Annotated in this window: 13 protein-coding genes; 8 read left to right on the forward strand and 5 right to left on the reverse strand. The window is 57.3% G+C overall.

All coding sequences use genetic code 11. The features are described 5' to 3' along the window. Window positions 1-169: 169 nt before the first annotated feature. Window positions 170-736, reverse strand: coding sequence for an RNA ligase family protein (locus tag QA640_RS22910; protein ID WP_283035226.1), 567 nt, complete (start codon window positions 734-736; stop codon window positions 170-172). Window positions 737-934: 198 nt separating this feature from the next. Here QA640_RS22910 and QA640_RS22915 point away from each other — a divergent pair, with 198 nt between their 5' ends. Beyond that, window positions 935-1,723, forward strand: a complete 789-nt coding sequence (locus QA640_RS22915; RefSeq protein WP_283035227.1) for an outer membrane beta-barrel protein — start codon at window positions 935-937, stop codon at window positions 1,721-1,723. Window positions 1,724-2,385: 662 nt separating this feature from the next. Here the strand turns inward: QA640_RS22915 and QA640_RS22920 are convergent. The 3 genes from QA640_RS22920 to QA640_RS22930 all read right to left on the reverse strand — a co-directional run bounded on the left by QA640_RS22920 (window position 2,386) and on the right by QA640_RS22930 (window position 4,472). Further along, complete coding sequence (locus QA640_RS22920; protein WP_283035228.1) at window positions 2,386-2,754, reverse strand: phospholipid-binding protein; 369 nt, start codon at window positions 2,752-2,754, stop codon at window positions 2,386-2,388. Between the two features lie 464 nt (window positions 2,755-3,218). Next, on the reverse strand, window positions 3,219-3,854 hold the full coding sequence (locus tag QA640_RS22925) for an NYN domain-containing protein (RefSeq protein ID WP_283042861.1): 636 nt from the start codon (window positions 3,852-3,854) through the stop codon (window positions 3,219-3,221). A 441-nt stretch (window positions 3,855-4,295) separates the two neighbouring features. Continuing rightward, a complete protein-coding gene (locus QA640_RS22930; protein ID WP_283035229.1) occupies window positions 4,296-4,472 on the reverse strand; it encodes a hypothetical protein in 177 nt (58 codons plus the stop codon). Between the two features lie 1,342 nt (window positions 4,473-5,814). On the opposite strand from QA640_RS22930, the gene QA640_RS22935 reads away from it, so the two are divergent. Next, window positions 5,815-6,657: an ABC transporter substrate-binding protein gene (locus QA640_RS22935; protein WP_283035230.1), complete on the forward strand. Its 843-nt coding sequence runs from the start codon at window positions 5,815-5,817 to the stop codon at window positions 6,655-6,657. A 286-nt stretch (window positions 6,658-6,943) separates the two neighbouring features. On the opposite strand, the gene QA640_RS22940 is transcribed toward QA640_RS22935, so the two are convergent. Beyond that, window positions 6,944-7,159 (reverse strand): hypothetical protein, encoded by a 216-nt coding sequence (locus tag QA640_RS22940; RefSeq protein WP_283035231.1) that lies wholly within the window; start codon window positions 7,157-7,159, stop codon window positions 6,944-6,946. Between the two features lie 821 nt (window positions 7,160-7,980). Here QA640_RS22940 and QA640_RS22945 point away from each other — a divergent pair. The 6 genes from QA640_RS22945 (at window position 7,981) to QA640_RS22970 (ending at window position 13,953) form a co-directional block, all read left to right on the forward strand. Next, on the forward strand, window positions 7,981-9,102 hold the full coding sequence (locus tag QA640_RS22945; protein ID WP_283035232.1) for a glycosyltransferase: 1,122 nt from the start codon (window positions 7,981-7,983) through the stop codon (window positions 9,100-9,102). After that, window positions 9,102-10,322, forward strand: coding sequence for a glycosyltransferase family 4 protein (locus QA640_RS22950; RefSeq protein ID WP_283035233.1), 1,221 nt, complete (start codon window positions 9,102-9,104; stop codon window positions 10,320-10,322). Before QA640_RS22945 ends, QA640_RS22950 begins: the two co-directional genes overlap by 1 nt. Beyond that, the gene (locus QA640_RS22955) at window positions 10,315-11,184 is read left to right on the forward strand and encodes an SDR family oxidoreductase (RefSeq protein WP_283035234.1); all 870 of its coding nucleotides are present in this window, start codon (window positions 10,315-10,317) and stop codon (window positions 11,182-11,184) included. Before QA640_RS22950 ends, QA640_RS22955 begins: the two co-directional genes overlap by 8 nt. A 10-nt stretch (window positions 11,185-11,194) precedes the next feature. Continuing rightward, window positions 11,195-12,229, forward strand: a complete 1,035-nt coding sequence (locus QA640_RS22960) for a polysaccharide biosynthesis protein (protein ID WP_283035235.1) — start codon at window positions 11,195-11,197, stop codon at window positions 12,227-12,229. A gap of 18 nt (window positions 12,230-12,247) precedes the next feature. Next, window positions 12,248-13,384, forward strand: a complete 1,137-nt coding sequence (gene wecB / locus QA640_RS22965) for a UDP-N-acetylglucosamine 2-epimerase (non-hydrolyzing) (protein ID WP_283035236.1) — start codon at window positions 12,248-12,250, stop codon at window positions 13,382-13,384. A gap of 80 nt (window positions 13,385-13,464) precedes the next feature. Continuing rightward, complete coding sequence (locus QA640_RS22970; RefSeq protein ID WP_283035237.1) at window positions 13,465-13,953, forward strand: class I SAM-dependent methyltransferase; 489 nt, start codon at window positions 13,465-13,467, stop codon at window positions 13,951-13,953. The last annotated feature ends 16 nt before the right edge of the window (window positions 13,954-13,969 follow it).

The following is a 13,969-nucleotide window of genomic DNA, read 5'->3' on the forward strand; positions in this document are numbered from 1 at the left end:
AGCCAGTATGTCGGCGTGACGGCTGCGCCGGACGGGGCAGTGTCCGGTGTGCGGAAGCTAGCGCTCTGGGGCGACGCTGCAATCAAACCCTCGCATCAAGCTTGATGTCGCCGCTGCGGGTTAATTCTGGAACCTCGGTTGCGCCGTGAGGTCGAGAGAGACAACCATCCTACATCTCGCGATCCATTGCCGGATGGCTGCGGTTCTTGACCTTGATCCAGAACTTCTGTCGGCCGCCCCGATACGGCCGATCGCGGTGTTTGGATACAAGTCCTTCAAGTCCCATGCGGCAGGCCGCGCGGAATAGGTCGGGCCCGATCTCGCCCCGCTCAAAGGGCGCAACGGTGATGCCGTCGGGCCGGCCCTGCAGAAGGCGCGCGAGATTGGACTTACGCATGTGCAGCGGCAGCGATCGCAGATCGTCGCCGCCCATCGTGAGAATATCGAAGGCGTAGAGCTGCACCTCGTGATCATACTTGCGGGAGTGTAGCGCATTGAAATCGGAGATGCCGTCGACGCCGAGCACCACGGCCTCTCCGTCAATGACGAAATGCTTCTGTCGGTTCTTCAGCGCAGCCTCAGCGATCCAGGGATAGCGCTGGGTCCAGTCGCTGCCGTTGCGTGACAGGAGGCGCACGCGATCGCGCTCCCGGATGACCAACATCCGGTAGCCGTCGTGTTTCACTTCATGGATCCAATCCGGCCCTGACGGGACGTGCTTCCCGGCGGTGGCCATGCAGAGTTCGTACGGCAAAAGGTAAGGTTTACTTACATATCAGCAATTTAGCTTCCGCGCTTTGACGGAGTCTGTGGCCTTGGTGCTACAGCCGAATCTTAGAACCCAAGGTAGAAAAAACCTTGGAATATTCGCTTGACGTTCTCGCCTTTTTTCAACGCTTCAGGACTGAAGAAGCGGTCTAGGAGAAAACTAGTTATGAAGAAGATTTTGGTTGGGGCCATTGGGGCCATTGGTGCAGTTGCGCTGAGCCTGTCGGCTCCGGTGAGTGCGGCGGATCTCGCTGCACATCCGTACGTGAAGGCTCCGCCCCCCGCGATCGCCGCGGTCTACGACTGGAGCGGCTTCTACATCGGCATCAACGGCGGCGGCGGCTCGGCTCATAAATGCTGGGACTTCGTGGATGCCACCGGCGCTGTGACCGGCGTTCCCGGCAGTCTCGTCGGTGAAGGCTGCCACAATGCGACCGGCGGCACGGTCGGTGGTCAGATCGGCTATCGCTGGCAGTCTGGCCAGTGGGTGTTTGGTGCCGAGGGCCAGGGCAACTGGGCTGACTTCCGGGGCGACAACACAAGCGCCGTTTTCCCGGCGGACCGCAACCGTTCGCGCATCGACTCTTTCGGCCTGATCACCGGCCAGATCGGCTATGCCTGGAACAACGTGCTGTTCTACGTGAAGGGCGGCGGTGCAGTTGTCGGCGACAAGTATGACGTCTTCGACATACCGAGCGGCGCGCTGGTGGCCTCGGCTCGCGAAACCCGTTGGGGCGGAGCGGTCGGCGCCGGCCTCGAATTCGGCTTTACACCGAACTGGTCGGTAGGCGTCGAGTACGACCACCTCTTCCTCGGCCACCGCACCATTGGCTTCACGACGCCCGCCGGCATTGCAGCGGGAAGCGACCGGATCGGCCAGGACGTCGATATGGGCCTCGTCCGCCTGAACTATCGCTTCGGTGGTTACGGCGCGCCGGTTGCGGCGAGATACTGAGGTCCGACGCAACAAAGGCTGGCTCCAAGAACCAGCCTTTGTGCATTCGGTCCCTCCAGTTGGTCCAGTCGCGTTGGCGGCGCCAAGCCGCGTAGTCCGCTTCTCTGAGCGTGGCTGCCAACTCCTCCCAAGCGGCTTGGAAGCCGGCGCGTGCGCCGTCGAAAGTTTCGGCGACCCCAGTTCGATGCTTGCCTGGGTCAATGCCGGGGTAAAAGCCGCAAGACCAGCCCCATTGCGGCGCCGAATTGGGAACTCCGCACGCCGGCTGACCAACCCGATCCTGACATCGCCGAAATAGATCAGCCACGCTTCGCGATGGGGTTCGCTACGATCACGGCGGCGGGTAAGACTGGACATACCGCCATCAAAGCGGCAACGGATGAAGGCGGCAAATCATCAATCGGTTGCGTGGTGGGACGCCGGCGGGCTACTGCGGCTCGTGGGTGTGGATAGGCGGCTATTCGCCGCCTACGTCGCCACGATCGGCTGGAAGCGGCCGCTGCAGCGTCTTCGCCTCATCCCACGGCGCGCGCATCCAAACATCAAACTCTTCGTCATTAGTCAAGATGACCGGCATCGCCTTGGGATGCCCGGCTCGACGACCGCGTTAGGCGCGGTCATCAGGTCCGGCCGATCCAACTGATGGTCGGCCAGGGCTCGAATTACTCGGGGAACTTCCTAGTGAACGTAGCGGTTCCGAGATTTGCATTCCCAGAACCGAGGGCCGTGACGCTCATCTGATAGCGATGGCTGCCTTTGGGCGGGGCCGGTGGGTTGTACGTCTGCAGCGCACCGCAGGGCACGCTGTTTTGGCCAGTGTAGGCCACCACGCCACCACCATGATTGCCAGTCGAGTAGTCGAGATCATCCATATGGAATTGAAGCGACGTCGTTCCCTTTGGGACGCCCGAAAGAGCGATGACAGGGGAAGGGCCTGCGCCACACCAGCGGAAACTCATCGAAAAAGCAGAAGCATCCGCAGTGCCAAGTGCGAAAAACGCGACCGCAAAAGCCGCCAGCCGAAAGTGCATGGTCTTACCTCGATTTGCATAATCCAACGGGGCCCGAGCTAAGCCGGCGTTACGTTAAGGCCGAGTTTATGGTTGGCGTCTACGATGCGGCCCCAGCGCCGTCTCGACATGCGGCGCGCTATCCATCTACGCGCCCGCTACTTATTCGCTATGCCGCGTGCGATCCATCCAAAAAAGATACCCGATGTAGCGGCAACGAAGACGGCAAAAGCAAGCGCCACTCGTCCGGCAAACAAGAAGCCCATGACCCCTCCCGAGTGCGCGCCCACGGCGAGGTACGCCGCCAATTCCGGGTAAGATGGTGGCTCGTTCTCACTCTCACCAGGCAACGCCGGGTGGGGCTGCTCGTTATCACTCTTACGGCTCCTGGATCTTCGCCCCAATTGGATTGGATGGGGACTGCACTCTTTCATTTGCGCAAATGACTCCACTTCGAATCCAAAAACGCTTGGAACAGCGGGCAACTATGCAACGTTGTTTTCCGCCGGACTGTTAGTCGGCGGGTCGCTCAAAGACTCTCTAGCATTCCGATTTTCGATCCTCGGCGCACGTCTTGACGTGGGGCCTAACCGTTCGGACGGATCGCGCCCCAGCTTCAGCTTCAATTGTGCCAGGTCGATAAATTCGTCCGCCTGCCGCCGAAGTTCGTCGGCAATCATCGGCGTCTGGCTCGCGATAGTGGATACGACAGTCACCCGCACACCGCGCCGCTGCACGGCCTTGACCAGGGAGCGGAAATCACCGTCGCCAGAGAACAGGACCATCTGGTCGACATGCTCTGCCAGTTCCATGGCATCCACCGCAAGCTCGATGTCCATGTTGCCCTTGACCTTGCGTCGGCCGCTGGCGTCGATGAATTCCTTGGTTAGCTTGGTGACAACCGTGTAGCCGTTATAGTCGAGCCAATCGATGAGTGGCCGGACCGACGAACATTCCTGATCCTCGATAATCGTCGTGTAATAGAACGCCCGCAGCATCGTGCCGCGGCTCTGAAACTCCTCGAGCAGGCGCTTGTAGTCGATGTCGAATCCAAGCGCCTTGCTGGTCGCGTAGAGGTTGGCGCCGTCGATAAAGAGCGCGATTTTTTCGGATGGTGCCATTGGCGTTTGACCGCTGCCGCCAATCATTCGGTTCGGCCGCATGCAATCCATCCCAAAAAGATACCCGATGCTCGCTCATCCGAGTTTAAGAGATAATTCAAGATTGTCCCCTGTTAGAAGTCGAACAATGCCGTACAACACAAACAACGCAACAATCACAGCGTAGAGATAGGCCGCAAGTTGAGACCAGAATTCACCGTCACGGCTGAACATTTGCGCGTCACAGCAGCTCAGAAGCAATCGCTGCCATCGGTTACAACAAGGCGTGCTTGATCAGTCCAGCCCGTCATCAAGGTGTCTCCTAACCTATCCCGCGCTTCCAACTAAAAATTAGGAGCCCCGCCCTTGGTGCAGAAGGGCGGGGCCGCTCCCCGTGCCCCCCCCCAGGGCGGGAAGCCACGCTGCTGAGAACAGCGCGCTATTTCGGCGTCGCTCAGAGACTCATGGGCGTTCCGATTGTCGCCCCTCGTCGCTCTTTACGACGTTGCGCAAGACAATTTCAGAAAGCTGCACGATCAGCTGTTTGAGACGCGCAATCTCTTGCTTGCAGCGCCTCAATTCGCGCTGTTCATCTGCCATCTCCGATGTTTCGGGGTCGCTGCTATCGCTGTCTGTCATGACCCAGCAATCTATACTGGTCCCATGGGCTGCGCCCCGAAAAACACAGTACGCAACGGACAAACCATCTCATCTCAGCTTCATGTTGGAGCAGTTCGTACAAAAAGATTATGCCACTTGCACTCTATTGCGATGCTGCCGGAACAGAGCCCTCAACAAGGACCGACGTTTCCGTAACGATCGCTCCCCTGTTCGAATCTCGCGTAAAACCCGCACTGTCGCCTCTATGCGCCGCGTAACCGCAAGTCACTTCTTATGGACTGTCATGACCGTGCCGCCGTCACGCTGAGCTGAAGCCTCTGCCCATCCTCCAGCAAGAGAGATAGCAGTGGGCAGTCGCTGGTTGGCTTGCTGATAGAAATCGCGACCTTGCGCCGCCCAGAGTAGTATCTCAGAAGGGCTTCCTTCACGTCCTCTGCAAGGATTTCTCGAGGATCTGAAAGCACGGTGGCTAGCACGCTTTTTATCCTCCTTAGTTGTGAGCGGAATGCACATGAGTAGGCGAACCTCGACGTAGATGCCAATACCAATTCCGGGGAGATCAAGACCGGCTTGGAATTGATGTGCATCATCTCCGCAAAGATGGTTGGGTTGCTGTCCCGCGCCCTGATGCAGAACCCTCTCGGCTCAAGTATTGACGAGATAGTATAGGGGGGCGTGAATGCGGATTTTTAGCGTTCTATGGGAGCTGAGCGACGAAAAAACTCGCAAACGTCGATCCGCGAGCGAAACACCTGCATCAACGTTTAGGGCGTGTACTCCGAAAGACGCGACCGTCGGCTTTTGTGGTCTAAGCGGAAATTTTCTGCTCAATCAGAGTATTGCAGGTTTTGAGCCACGAGCAACATTAGCCTGACAGGTATCGCGTGCCGGCAATCTATCTGTTTCGCTTTTTCGCGGCTTCGGGCGGACTGATCTCTTATTGAAACGATCTGGTCGGACAAAACCGGCAAGCGGCTGACTACGTCGACCGCGTTCTAAGAGGCGCGACACCCGCCGATCTTCCTGTTCAGTTGCCGACCAGGCGGGAGCTGGTAATCAATCTCAAGAAGGCGAATGCATTGAATCTCTCGATTCCGTGGTCGCTCCTCGTCAGCGCTGACGAAGTTATCGAATAGCTAGATTGTTTGCCATTCGACTGTCGTAATTGGGAGACGATGATGTGCTCTACTGATGATTCAGGAACGTATCTGCAAGGTGGTTGATGCGGCGGCGGGATGTCATCAAAGCGGTTCTGTGCTCGACGTTGACTTGGCCAGTTGCAGTTCATGCCCAACACTCGGCGTTACCCCGGAAAATCGGCGTTCTCGGCTCGGCCACACCTGAGTCGCAGGGGCAGTGGTTGGCAATATTCGCGGAGCGGCTGCGCGCTCTCGGTTGGTTAGAGGGGCGGGACATAACCATTGAATATCGCTGGGCCCGCGGTTACGCGCCGGCCTACAGCGAGATTGCAGCCGAGTTCGTGCGCCTAAATGTCGACCTGATAGTCACATCGGGTACCGCCCCGGTCCTTGCGGCTAAACAAGCGACTTCCGTCATTCCGATCGTGTTTGCGGCCGCGGGAGACCCGGTCGGGACAGGTCTCGTGGCCAGCCTTTCCCGACCTGGTTGCAATGTCACTGGCCTCTCGCTTCAACAACGCGATCTGGCTCCCAAACGAATGGCTCTCCTGCGCGAGGTGATGCCGACCCTTCGAGAGGTGGCGATCCTCGCGAATATCGGCAGTGCCGGAGCTGTGCTCGACATGCACGAAGCCGAAGCAGCCGCGCGCACGCTCGGCATCAGTTCGAGGAGCCTTGAGATACGACAACCCGAGCACATCGAGCCTGCGCTGCATTCAATCAGCGGAAGAGCGCAAGCGCTTTACGTAGTGATCGATCCGCTCATCAACACCGAGCGGAAAAGGATCAACGCGCTGGCGTTGAAGGAGGGATTTGGAACAATGCATGCAACTCGCGAACATGCCGAAGCGGACGGCTTGATGTCCTACGGAGCGAGCTACCCTGATCTTTGGCGTCGCACAGCTGATCTCGTGGACAAGATTCTTCGCGGAACAAAGGCTGCCGACATCCCCGTCGAGCAACCAACAAAGTTCGATCTTGTCATCAACCTAAAAACCGCCAAAGCGCTTGGCCTCAGCATATCACCCACACTCCTCGCCCGCGCTGACGATGTCATCGAATAAGCCCGTTCATTTCTGGTATTGTTGACGGTTTCGGACCTCGTGCAATGTCCGCTGGCTGTTGCGGGCTTGCCGCCAAACTGTGCGCCATTTGATCCCCCAATCGGCGCCCAAGGTTTAACCCCTTCGCGAACCACGCAAGCATCTGAAACGGTTTTTCAATTCTGTCGCAGCGTGGGGTCGGTATCAGGCGCTGATTGGGGTCAACGCTCGGAGCCGAAACACATCCTCGCGATCTTCAATCGCGTCGAATCGATCTCATTCGACATCAACGCGCGTATAGCCAGCCTCATCCGTAGGTCGCACGAAGAAATGGCATCATCTTCTCGAGGATTTCGGCGCCGTGACGTTTGATTTCCCAGGTAAGGGCGTCGTTGAAGCCCGGCGCGTGACGATGAACGGCGTCTCTATCCACCGCAACCTTGATGGGAGTCCCATTGATCGTAACCCAACCGACCAACGCGTTGCCGTCCCACTCAACTTCAGCGATTTGCTCGCTCGTCATGTCCCACCCATATCCAATTCCCGCGATTGATCGAAATGCAATCTTTCAAGTGACTGCTACCGGCGAAATTCGTCTTGGCATTTCAGAGGCGCCGAAAGAGCTCGTGCGCTTCTCCTAATGCGGAGCGCTTGTCAACCTCTGCCGACATTGTTCGAAGCAGGCCACACATCGGCACGATTGGTACGAGACTTGCTGGGAATCGACGTGACTAAACGGCTCTCGGGCGAGACGAATTGCTTGCGCAAAACGCCGCGCCGCAACTGATTTGCGATTCCCCGCGACATGGAAAAATCCCGCCAGCGCCAAGGCGCTGGCGGAGGGAATCGTCGAACAAGCTGGCGTGGTTCTCGAAGCTGGCAGCGATGCTGACTAGCAGCCGATTGACGTATCGCCGCTTTCCCGCGGCTTTTGCAACCGAATGCAGAATTGCTGCATCTTCACCCCTAGAAACGCGCCACGCAAACGCAAGTGCAAGGGTATTTTGGCGGGCCCGTCAAGCCGCAAGGCCGGAGCGGGAGGATGGCGTTCGTTCGAAGCGTACCGATCTGTTGTCGGGGTAGCACACTCACGTGCGCGGCGCGGTTATTGGTACGTTCCGTACGGTGTTTGTCGGAGTCGCACCCATAGTTCCAGTATTGGTTGCTGGGTCGGGGAGGCGCGTTCAATGCTTTCCTCGTGCTCAACGGTGAGAGCGGTGGTCGATTTGTTGGAGGACGTACGTCGTATAGGTCGTCGATTTATCTATTTGAGATCGTTCACGGGAGGGGCTCTCGTGAGGGCAGATGCTGAAGTGAAATATCGCGTAAGGTAGTGGAATGCGAATGGCGGGGGTGGGCGCCATTACAGGTGTAGTCCGGGATGCAAGCCAAAGTGGCGGCGGCATGGCTGCTGTTGCGTTGTCTTTGCATCGTGCCTTGTTGGCGCAGCGAGTTGACGCTCGCTTGGTCTGCGGACTGGCGCCGGAACAAGATGTCGAACATGTCTACGTGGCGGGCCGAACCGTTGGCTCCATTGGCGTGCTCCCAAAGAAATTGCTTTGCGGCGTGATCCATATTCACGGACTGTGGACCCCTTTTGAGTGCCTTGCGCAGCTACAAGCAAGGCGTAGTCGTGCCTTGCTGGTTATCAGTCCACATGGTGCGCTGTCGCCTCGCGCATTGGATCGCAAGCGAATAAAAAAGCTCATAGCCTGGACTCTCTACCAGCGTAGAATAGTTCAGCGTGCCCATTTGCTGATTGCAAATTCGGAACGGGAGCATGACCAGCTTCGGAGATCCGGGCTGACCCCTCCCATTGCCATCATTCCCAATGGGGTCGATGGCCCTAAAATGTCTGTCATATCGTCGGAGGACGCAAACGCGGAGAGGAAAAAGATCGTTCTTTTTCTTGCTCGCCTCTGTCCCACAAAAGGAATTCCCGACCTGCTGGAAGCGTGGCGCGGCCTCGAGGACCGCCGCGGCTATGAACTGCATGTCCATGGTTTTGGCGACCCGAGCTATCGCGCCTACCTGGAGGTGCGAATCCGACAACTCGGTCTCCGTGGCGACGTGAAACTTCTCGGTCCACTATACGACCGGGACAAATGGGAGAAGCTTCATACCGCCTCCATCTATGTGCTGCCGTCTTACACTGAGAGCTTCGGGATCACGGTTGCCGAGGCACTATCAGCCGGCCTCCCTGTCATCACCACCAGCGCAACGCCTTGGGCGCACCTTGCGGGAAAGAACCTGGGTTGGATTGTCAAAAATGACATCGGTCAGTTGCGACAAGCGTTGCGAGAAGCATTGTCGCTGTCTCCATTTCAGCTGAAAGCGATAGCCGATGCGGCGCGGCGCTACGCGTTGCAGTTTTCATGGCCTGACATTGCCGGACGATATCTTAAAACTTACGAATGGCTCTGCGATCAAGCAGCGTCCAAGCCTGAATGGGTGAGCTTGGTCTAATGCGTATTTTGATTGTGACTCAATATTTTTGGCCGGAGTCATTTGTTGTCAACGACCTGGTTCGATGGCTGACCAAGGCCGGACATTCAGTGACGGTCGCGACCGGCAAGCCGAACTATCCGACCGGCGAACTCGCACCTGGTTATACGCGGGATAAGGTTCAATACGAAACGTTCGCCGGCACGCAAGTCTTCAGAATCCCGAGCCGGCCGCGACACCAGGCTACAGCGCTCAACCTTGCCCTGAACTACCTGTCCTTCGCTTGGTCAGGTCTGCTATGGTTTCCGCGGCTGCTCAAAAGGCACGAGTTCGACGTTATCCTCGTGCTCGCGATGCCGATAACGGCGGCGCTTCCAGCTATTCTTCTGCGCTGGCTCAAACGTTGCCATCTTGCGCTCTGGGTGCAGGACTTGTGGCCGCAGGTCGTGACGTCGACCGGCTTTGTAGATAGCCGCCTCGTCGTCGCCACTCTTCATGTTCTAGTCAAATTCATTTATCGCGCCGCAGACACCGTTCTGGTCCAGTCAAACCAGTTCGTGGGGCCGATCGCCAAGATGATTCCAAAGAAGAAAATATTCGTCCTCCCGAATTTTGCTCCCCCCAGTGACGAAGAAGCGCTTCCATTGCCCCTTGCTATCGCGGGCTTGTTTCCGCGCCGGTTTTCGGTGGTGTTTGCAGGCAATCTTGGCAGAGCCCAGTCCCTGTCCACGATTGTCCACGCAGCGCGCATTCTTCGGCTTCACCCTGATATCCTGATCGTGGTCGCCGGAACGGGCAGCCATGCCGAGACGCTTAGAGAGGCAGTCACTGCTGCTAAGCTAACGAACGTTCAAATGATCGGCATGCTGGATCGTCGTATGATGCCTGAATTGTTCAGGCACGCGGACTGCCTCCTCGTGACTCTTGGCAATCACCCAGCTCTCAACGCAACTATTCCAAGCAAAATACAGGCTTACATGAAAGCGGGCAGGCCAATCGTCGGCGCCGTTAACGGCGCGGCCGCGGATCTGATCGAGCGGGCAGGGGTCGGCCTCACGGGTCAAGCCGAAGATGGCGCTGGCCTCGCGCAAAACATAATCGCTCTTACGAAAATGCCTGCAATCAAACGGCAGGAAATGGGGCGAGCCGGCCGGGCGTATTACGAAAAGCACTTTGATGCCGATCAGGTGCTGAGCCGGCTACTGGGAATTTTGCAAAGGGAAATGAGTTGCCATGCCTAAGAGTAAAGTCCTTATCCTGGGCGCCAGCGGAATGTTAGGCGCAGCTGTATTCCGCTCCTTTCTTGCATCCGCCGATTTCGAGGTGGTTGGAACCATCAGGGACAGAGTTGCCCTCGGCTTCTTCTCATCCGTAGCATCCGCGCGTCTGCTGCAGTTGGATGTCCTTGACGAGGATGCTCTTGTCTCACTTCTGGATCGGGAGCGTCCTTCCGCCGTTATCAACTGTATCGGCCTGGTGAAGCAGCTTGCATCAGCGGCCGACCCGCTGATCACGCTCCCGATCAATGCGATCTTTCCGCACCGGCTGGCCCGCATCTGCTCCTTGATTGGTGCCCGGCTGGTCCACATCAGCACAGATTGCGTCTTCTCCGGAGCCAAAGGAAATTACACGGAAGAGGACGTCACCGACGCGAAGGATCTCTATGGTCGATCGAAGCTTCTGGGCGAGCTCGTCGAATACGACCATGCCGTGACGTTGCGCACGTCGATCATCGGCCGAGAGCTCTACAGCGCACGTTCCCTGGTGGAATGGTTTCTGTCCCAGCAGGGCGCCGTCAAGGGCTACGCGAAGGCTGTTTTTTCGGGGCTGCCGACCACGGAACTCGCCGCAGTTATTCGCGATGTCGTCCTGCCGAGAAAAGATCTCGCGGGACTCTATCACGTCTCGGCGAGGCCGATCTGCAAGTTTGATCTGCTACATCTTCTCGCGCGCCAGTACGGAAAGCGAATTGAGATCCTCAGGGACGATCAGACGAAGATCGATCGTTCTCTGAACTCCGAGAAATTTCGCAGCGCGACCGGCTATCGAGCGGCCGACTGGCCGGAACTGATCAAGACAATGTACGAAACTGATTTGCGTTGAGAGATGAATAATGTTTGACAATAAGATTTTGATGATCACTGGCGGCACGGGATCCTTTGGAAACGCCGTTCTGCGTCGGTTTCTCCACACGGAGATTGCAGAGATTCGCATTTTCAGCCGCGACGAGAAGAAGCAGGAGGATATGCGCACGGAGCTTAGGAATCCGAAGCTAAAGTTCATCTTGGGCGACGTTCGCGACTTCGAAAACGTTCGTGATGCGATGAAGGGGGCAGACTACATCTTCCATGCCGCAGCCCTGAAGCAGGTGCCATCCTGTGAGTTCTATCCGATAGAGGCCTTGCGCACCAATGTGATTGGCACGGAGAACGTGCTGCAGGCCGCAATAGAGACGGGCGTAGAGCGCGTTGTCTTCCTGAGCACAGACAAGGCTGTATACCCGATCAATGCCATGGGCCTGTCAAAGGCTATGGCCGAGAAGGTTGTCCTAGCGAAATCGAGGGTGGCTGGCGACACGATCATGTGCATTACCCGGTACGGCAATGTGATGGGCTCCCGCGGCTCCGTCATTCCCTTGTTTATGCAGCAGATCAAGAACGGCCTGCCGATCACCGTGACAGATCCCAATATGACCCGGTTCCTGATGTCGCTTGAAGAGTCGGTCGAGCTTGTTGTCCATGCTTACCAGCACAGCAGGCCAGGCGATATTTTTGTGCAGAAGGCGCCGGCTGCCACCATGGGTGATCTGGCGAGCGCACTGAAGGAGCTGTTCGAGGCGAGCAATCCGGTCAACATCATCGGCACTCGGCATGGAGAGAAGCTGTTCGAGACGCTGATTGGCCGCGAAGAAATAATAAGAGCCAGTCACTCGGACCGGTACTTTCAGATCCCGGCGGACAACCGCGACTTGAATTACGACAAGTTCTTCGTGGAGGGTGAAGTGGAGCTCTCGACGGTGGATGACTACACGTCTCACAACACCTATCGCCTCACAGTTGAAGGCCTCAAGGAGCGCCTGTTGTCTCTGGATTTTGTCCGCGCCGAACTTGGACGATCGTCCCTTCGGCCCGCGCTTTCAGCATTGTGAAAAGGGGCAGCGCCGCAGATGAAGGTGATGACATTGGTCGGAACGCGGCCGGAGCTCATCAAGATGAGCCGCGTCATTGCGGAATTCGATGCGAAACTTGATCATGTTCTTGTCCATTCGGGACAGAACTATGATTTCGAGCTGAATCAGATTTTCTTCGATGAACTTGGAATCCGCAAACCCGATCACTTTCTGGGAGTGAACAACGAAACGCCTGCCAAGGCGATAGCGGATGTCATCGCGAAGACCGACGACGTCCTGAACACGGAAAGACCGGATGCCCTGTTGCTATACGGCGATACCAATACCTGTCTCGCTGTGATCGCCGCGAAAAGGAAACAGATTCCCGTCTTCCATATGGAAGCCGGCAACAGATGTTTCGACCAGCGAGTGCCGGAGGAGTTGAATCGGAAGGTATTGGATCATCTCAGCGACGTAAATCTCGTGCTCACAGAACACGCGCGCCGCTACCTGCTCGCGGAGGGGATCCGGCCGGAGACGATTATGAAGACCGGTTCCCACATGCAGGAGGTGCTTGAGTTCTACATGCCGAAGATCGAGGCGTCCGATGTTCTGACGCGACTAGGTTTGGAAGAACGAACATTCTTCCTTGTGAGCATCCACCGGGAGGAAAACGTCGATAGCGTCGAGCATTTGCGCGACATCCTCGGCACGTTACGGAATTTGGCGACCACCTATGGATACCCCGTTCTGGTTTCCACCCATCCCCGGACGCGGAAGCGGCTCGATGCGCTCGGACAGATCGAAATGGATGATCGGATTGTGTTCGCGAAGCCCTTCGGGTTTATCGATTACATTCGTCTTCAGATGGGCGCCCTGTGCGTACTCTCCGACAGCGGCACCATCACCGAGGAAGCATCGCTGCTTAACCTGCCGGCGATAACAATCCGAAATGCGCACGAGAGACCCGAAGGCATGGACGTCGGGACGCTCGTCATGAGTGGCCTGAAGAGCCGGCGCGTCTTGGAGGCCGTGCAGGTCGTCATCAATCATCATCAAACAGGCTCCCGGACGTTCAAGGCAGTGCCAGACTACGAAACCGGTCCGGTCTCAAAGCAGGTGCTTCGCATCGTGTTGAGCTACGTCGACTACGTTAACAGAACCGTCTGGCACAAAGGTTCAGGCGGAGAATAGCGTTGTCAGGTACCGGCAATGCACTCTAGCAGCATATGGGCCGCTGGCTGACTGCGCCTGCTAGACGCTTGAGGATATGAATGTCTGCGCCAATGCGAAGCAATCTCGAAATCTGGAAAAGGCTCCGGGACGAGAATTATTTCGAGAAACGCCCCTCTAACGAAGCGGCGCAGGCGACACAATGGTTTCTCCCGCTTCGCAGCGACATGCGTCTTGCAGGCATCGGCCGCGGTTACGGGCGAGTGACGCTCTGGTTGGCCGCGCTCATGAAGCATGTCTACGGTATAGATGTCAGCGAAACGATCCTGAAAAAGGGCCGTCGCCTAGTTGTCCGAGCGCGGCGTCAGCAACCTTACAACGGTCCTTGCACCTTCGCGCAAGCCGTTCCGGTCGGCATCGACCGGGTATTCTCGATCGTGGTGATGCAGCATTTGACGCGCGACCTCATGCGCAAATACTTCACCGAACTCGGGCGAAAGCTGGTCCGCGGCGGCCAGCGTCGTCGCTCGGTTTCTGGACGTGGAGACGTCGGGCTACAACGCGTGGGGCGCAAGAAATGCCAGTTTTAGTCTCAATCATAGTTCC

It is taken from the genome of Bradyrhizobium sp. CB82 (genome assembly GCF_029714405.1).
GTDB lineage: Bacteria > Pseudomonadota > Alphaproteobacteria > Rhizobiales > Xanthobacteraceae > Bradyrhizobium.

Excerpts from the sequence above, each read along its gene's own strand:
- QA640_RS22910 (WP_283035226.1), bottom strand. The coding sequence starts at position 736 with ATGGCCACCGCCGGGAAGCACGTCCCGTCAGGGCCGGATTGGATCCAT.
- QA640_RS22915 (WP_283035227.1), top strand. The coding sequence starts at position 935 with ATGAAGAAGATTTTGGTTGGGGCCATTGGGGCCATTGGTGCAGTTGCG.
- QA640_RS22920 (WP_283035228.1), bottom strand. The coding sequence starts at position 2,754 with ATGCACTTTCGGCTGGCGGCTTTTGCGGTCGCGTTTTTCGCACTTGGC.
- QA640_RS22925 (WP_283042861.1), bottom strand. The coding sequence starts at position 3,854 with ATGGCACCATCCGAAAAAATCGCGCTCTTTATCGACGGCGCCAACCTC.
- QA640_RS22930 (WP_283035229.1), bottom strand. The coding sequence starts at position 4,472 with ATGACAGACAGCGATAGCAGCGACCCCGAAACATCGGAGATGGCAGAT.
- QA640_RS22940 (WP_283035231.1), bottom strand. The coding sequence starts at position 7,159 with ATGACGAGCGAGCAAATCGCTGAAGTTGAGTGGGACGGCAACGCGTTG.
- QA640_RS22945 (WP_283035232.1), top strand. The coding sequence starts at position 7,981 with ATGGCGGGGGTGGGCGCCATTACAGGTGTAGTCCGGGATGCAAGCCAA.
- QA640_RS22950 (WP_283035233.1), top strand. The coding sequence starts at position 9,102 with ATGCGTATTTTGATTGTGACTCAATATTTTTGGCCGGAGTCATTTGTT.
- QA640_RS22955 (WP_283035234.1), top strand. The coding sequence starts at position 10,315 with ATGCCTAAGAGTAAAGTCCTTATCCTGGGCGCCAGCGGAATGTTAGGC.
- QA640_RS22960 (WP_283035235.1), top strand. The coding sequence starts at position 11,195 with ATGTTTGACAATAAGATTTTGATGATCACTGGCGGCACGGGATCCTTT.
- wecB (WP_283035236.1), top strand. The coding sequence starts at position 12,248 with ATGAAGGTGATGACATTGGTCGGAACGCGGCCGGAGCTCATCAAGATG.
- QA640_RS22970 (WP_283035237.1), top strand. The coding sequence starts at position 13,465 with ATGTCTGCGCCAATGCGAAGCAATCTCGAAATCTGGAAAAGGCTCCGG.